Annotated in this window: 3 protein-coding genes; all 3 read right to left on the bottom strand. The window is 65.3% G+C overall.

What is annotated here, in order from left to right; all coding sequences use genetic code 11:
* Window positions 1-1,082: 1,082 nt before the first annotated feature.
* Complete coding sequence (locus tag AB0J47_RS42010; RefSeq protein WP_364360221.1) at window positions 1,083-2,039, bottom strand: cyclase family protein; 957 nt, start codon at window positions 2,037-2,039, stop codon at window positions 1,083-1,085.
* A 373-nt stretch (window positions 2,040-2,412) separates the two neighbouring features.
* Window positions 2,413-4,155 (bottom strand): acyl-CoA dehydrogenase, encoded by a 1,743-nt coding sequence (locus AB0J47_RS42005; RefSeq protein WP_364360224.1) that lies wholly within the window; start codon window positions 4,153-4,155, stop codon window positions 2,413-2,415.
* A gap of 2 nt (window positions 4,156-4,157) precedes the next feature.
* Window positions 4,158-4,718: a hypothetical protein gene (locus tag AB0J47_RS42000; protein ID WP_364360218.1), complete on the bottom strand. Its 561-nt coding sequence runs from the start codon at window positions 4,716-4,718 to the stop codon at window positions 4,158-4,160.
* Between the last annotated feature and the right edge of the window lie 455 nt (window positions 4,719-5,173).

Genomic DNA, 5,173 nt, shown 5'->3' with positions numbered 1-5,173 from the left:
CTGTAGCTGACCGCGCCAATGACCTCGATTCGGCTACCGCGTGTTCGACAAACCCACGCCGATCGCAGATGCGAGAGTTCCCCAGCGCAGCCACGCGAATAGCGCACGGTCCATGAAGGGCTCTTTGGTGCACGCGAATGTCTTACGCCCTTGGTCCCATCTCGACGTGCCGGGAGCCCACGTCACCCGACTGTCAGTCGCGATGTAGATCGAAACTGTTCTGCGCGAATCTACACCGGCCCATACGACTACGGACGTCATGCACCTACCGTGACATTCGGGACCGATGGACCGCACTCTTGCCGGGCAACTCCTGGGACCGGTCCAAGCCGATACGAGGTGTCCCTGCGGAGGAGTTTCACCTCCGCACCCAGGTCATCGGGTGGCCGGATTACATAATCCGGCCACCTCTCCTCCGATGTGATCGGACCACGCGAGCGCTATCGGACATCGACCGAACGATGGCTCACGAGAACCGATCTCGGACCGCTCGACGCGCTACACGGCCCTACTGCGCCGCCCGTGTAGGGACTCTCGCGGTCGTGGACCGCCCATCAGGCCCGCGAGGTCCTGGAGCGCGTCGACGCTGTTCGGTCGGGTCATCGACGGCGATCCAGGCAAGCATCGCAACGGTGATTCGGTGCAGGGCCAGGCCCGTGGTCGAGGACAGGCCAGTTCGATCAGGGATTGAAGCGCGGTGGCTCCTACCTGACCGACGCCCCCGGCACCGAGCACGAAGGCCGGTCTGCCGCCGGTGTAGCCCGGCGCCGCGCGTCGCGATGCGCACTATCGGGTGCAGCAGACTCCACACCGACTCCCTATGCCAGCGCGCGAGCGCACCAGTGGCAGTGGCGATCCGTTCTCATTGAGGTACGCGGCGATCCTCCGACAAGACAGCCCACGTTCGTGCAGCACCAGCAAAAGTTCCAGCAGGCAGTCACCGACAGTGATCATCGAATCGGCCGATAGCGCACCACCGCTGATCGCGCCTGTTGGCTCCGCGAGTCCACAGACCGATCGCTGCGTGGCGGGGTACCGAGTCCGAAGAAGTCGCCGATCACGTCGGCGCATCGATGCCGCCGTCAGAATGTGGCGATCGGGTTGACCGGGCTGCCGGACGTACCGGCGAAGCGGATCGGCGCGACTGCGAGGTGGAAGTCCCACTGGCCGAGCTCGGCGGCCGTCGTCGCACACGCCTCCAGGTCGCAGTTGTCGAGCAGCCACAGACCCATCGCGACGAGACCCACGGTGTGAACCGGCATCGCCATGTCGTCATACCCTGACGGCTGAACGTCCTGGGGGGTGTCAGCGCCGATCAGCGCGACCTCCCGTTCATGCAGCCACGGCAGACAGGACGCGTGCCACCCGGCCTGCGTGAAACCGCGGGTCGCACCGGCCTCGTGCCGGACGCGGCCATAGCCGGTCCGCAGCAGTACCGCATCGCCGGCTCGTACCCGCACCCCTTGGAGACGCTCGGCCTCCTCGAGATCTTCGGGAAACACTCCCTGCCCCGGTTCCAACCACGGCACATCGCGGACCTTCGCAATGTCCAGCAGGACACCACGCGTGACGATCCCGTTCGCCGCCGCCGTGACGGCCGCCCACGCCGATCCCGTTACGGCGTCGACCAACGAGTGCGACCGCCCGTTGTACATCGTGCCGTCCCAGAAGATGTGGCACGGCGAGTCGACGTGGGTAATGGTGTTGCCGTGGAACAGGATTCCGAGCCGTTCGTTCGAATAGCCCCAGTGCCGGTCGTTGCGGAATCCGGGCAGCGGCATGTTCTCGGCACCTGGCATGTCGGCGGCGCACGGGCACGTCGTGGTAGACCGCTCCATCTCCTCCGGCACGGCAACCTCCCATGCGCACGACACGCTCCTGCCGTGGCGCACGGCCCGAACCGCCGCTAGCCGGACGTCGTCGGTGATGTGGTTGAGCGTGCCGAGCTCGTCGTCGTTACCCCACCGTCCCCAGTTCGACAGCGTGTTGAAGTACCCGAGCACGTCGTCCTGTGTGGGCATCGGCCGCCCTGCCGTCATCCACCATCAACTCCTCCGGTCACGCGGTTCGCGGCGCTGCGGGCGGGGTATCCCACCTTCCCTCTCGACATATCAAGGCCGCTGAACTGACATGACACTAGATCAGTGGGCCGGGACTGCAAATCCATGACTCTTCCTAATTCGGTGATGGTGATCGAATCTCGTTTCGCCCCAGCAGATTTCGGCGCAAGTAACCCAAATCGACCCCGAACTCGGAACGGTTCGGAGGACATGCGGGTTTGCTGCAAATGAGTATCAATCCGTACCGCTGCAGCCCGGCCGCAAAAGTACCAATTGGTTCGCACGGTTCCGGTCATTCCTCGGACGTCTGCCATAACCTTCGGCTGGGTGCGCGTCGCCGCGAGACGCGGGCTCAGCCATGGTGGGGTCCTTGGTTCATCTCGTAGGCGCCGGACAGCGCGGCGACACGCTGCCAGATGAGGTCGAACCGCTCCGCGTCAACGACGGGTCTGCCGATTGCTGCCAGAATGAGCTGCTGCTGGGCCTCGGTTGTGGAGGGTTTGTCGTGCAATCCGACTGCCGCAGCGTTGAAGTCGCGGACCAGTACGTCGAAAATCTGGTCCACCAGGTCGGCGTCGACGCCGACGATCTCGGCTTGTTCCAGGATCAGCTGCCCGTACACGACCAGCGTGAACAGTTCGGTCAGGGCGAGCCCGAAGTCGAGATCGCCCTCCTGGGCGGCATTCGGGGCGGCCTCGCTGAGCAAAGTGACCAGGTGTTCGGCCTGTGCAGTGAAGCGGGCCACGTTCGGGATAGCGGCCGATGCGGCGTATACCGCGCGCCAGTCGTGGAACCGGACCGTCGCCAGTCCGCGAGCGGGTCCCTGGCGAAACAGGAACTCGTCGTCGGCGGCATCGAGCCGGGTGGGCACTGGCGGGTAGGGCTGTGGGTCGAACAGGTAGGCGGGCATGAACTTCGCGATCAGCGCCAGGTTCACCGCGACGGTTCCCTCGAGCTTGGGCAGCCCGTCAACGTCTATCTTCGCGAGCAGCAGATACTGGTCCTTCTCGAAACCCTTGGCGGCCACGATCTCTGATAGCAGCGCGACCACCTTCTGCGCCTCGCTGGTCACCTTCATCTTGGTGATCGGGTTGAACAGCAGGTACCGGCGATCGTCGGGGTTCGCGGTGCGGAAGTAGTCCACCGCGCGGTCGGCGAACAGCCGCATCCCGATGAGTCGGGCGTAGGCGTCGATGAACTGGCGGCGTACGTGCGGGAAGTCGGTGACGGGGTGCCCGTACAGAATCCGGTTGTGCGCGTGGGTGATCGTCTCGTACAGCGCGTGGGTCGCCGTGCCGATACCGCCGAAGCACAGGTTGAACTTGCCGATGTTAACGGTGTTCAGCGCCGCGTTGAACGCATCCTGGCCGGTGTGCAGGATGTCCTGCGCGGTGACCGGGTAGTCGTGCAGGGTGAACTCGGCGACGAACATCTGCGCCGAGACGATGTTCTTGTCCACGTGGAAGTTCGGGTGCCCGGAGTCGGCGTAGAAGAACACGTATTGATCGGGGCCCTCGATTCCGGCCAGGCGCCCGAACACCGACACGATGCTGGCGCAGTTACCGTTGCCGATGTAGTACTTCGACCCGCTTGCGCGGTACCCCCCGGCACCGTCGGGGGTCAAGACCATGTCTGTGGAGTAGATGTCGGCGCCATGTTCCTTCTCGGAGAGGCCGAACGCGGCGACACCGCCATCGGCAAGGGCGCGCGCCGCCCGGGCGCGGGCCGCGTCGTTGCCGCTCTGCCACACCGGGCCCAACCCGAGCACGGTGACCTGCCACGGATACCAGTAGTTGAAACCGTAGAAGCCCAGGATCTCCGAGAGGGCCGCTACCCGCGCGGTGTCCCACCGCTTGTCCGGATCGCCGGCGCCGTCCCGCGCGGGGGTCAGGAACGTCGCGAACAGGCTCTCCTTGTCGACGAACTCCAGAAAATCGGCAAAGAAGACCTTGTCGTGATAATCCTGGGTCAGCCGCTGCTTGCCGCGGTGTTCGAACCAGTCGATCGTCGCGCGCAGCAGCCGCCGCGTCTCTGGATCGAAATGCTCCGGGGCGTACTTCACCGGATTGAGCAACAACTCGTCGCATGCTGACATCATCAGTGTGTCCTTTCTGTCGAGTCCTGGATTGTCCGCACATCGCATGCGGTCACGGTGGGTCGGGTGGGTAGGCCGGTGATCATCGGAGCCAGGGCGCGGCGCAGGCAGTCGCTGGTCGATTCGTCGGTGTTCAGGTCGATGGCGTAGCGCGGGGAGGAGTACGCACGCATGCGGCGAGCAGGCGTACTACGCTCTCGCGGCCCGGTCGGGATCTGTGGCGCGCGGTGCAGTCGGCCTTCGCCTTGCACACCGTCGGCGACCAGCGTGCTGCCCAGCCGCAGCAGTGCCGCGTCGTCGGCCAGACCTGCGGCGATCAACTCGCCAGACTCCAGCAGAGTGCGGGAGAGGACGGTTCGTGCGATGCGGATCGCACTGGCGAACGCCTCGACGATCTGCTCGGTGGGGAGCTGGGCACTGGCCATGGACTCCGTGACACGCGCGATAATGCGGCGGCCTTCGCGCGCCATCTTCGCGGTCACCAGAGCGTGGTGGTCCCAGAAGCGGCGGTAGCCCGTGACCCGGCTGACTTTCGCCCGGCGGGCCACCCGCTCAGTGGTCAACGTCGAACTCCTCGGTCGCGCTTCGGGATGAGATGCCAACCTACAAACGGCCAGTGTCGGTCAACAAGGCCTTCCCAGCCCTGCGCGATGTGCTGCGAGCACATCCAGTGCGCTTGGGCTACTGTCAGTGAGGCGATGAATCGGGCAACACCGAGGGCCCCAGCATGTCGCACACAAGTAGAGCGGCGTGCAGTCCGACTTTGATCGTTGCGGGCCTGCCCGGCACGACGCACCCTTTGACCTGCACCGCCGATCACGGCGACGCCGTGCGGATACCGCGCCGCTCAACTCGCCGCCGCGGGGAGCGAGGTCAGCTTCCTGGCTCGCGGTCGGCGGGAACCTTGCCGAAAGGTGCTGTCGCATTCGGGAGTTGCTCCTCGGACCCAAGCGCTTCAACGAACTCGGTGCGAAGCTGCCGGCCGCCGGACCGAACCGCCTGACGAGCCGGCTTCGTC

It is taken from the genome of Nocardia sp. NPDC049737 (assembly GCF_040674755.1).
Classification (GTDB): Bacteria; Actinomycetota; Actinomycetes; order Mycobacteriales; family Mycobacteriaceae; genus Nocardia.
The sequence above is the reverse complement of the archived record's forward strand: the minus strand, read 5'-3'. Positions and strand labels throughout refer to the sequence as shown.

Coding starts and splice junctions, on each gene's coding strand:
- AB0J47_RS42005 (WP_364360224.1), bottom strand. CDS start 4,155: ATGTCAGCATGCGACGAGTTGTTGCTCAATCCGGTGAAGTACGCCCCG.
- AB0J47_RS42010 (WP_364360221.1), bottom strand. CDS start 2,039: ATGACGGCAGGGCGGCCGATGCCCACACAGGACGACGTGCTCGGGTAC.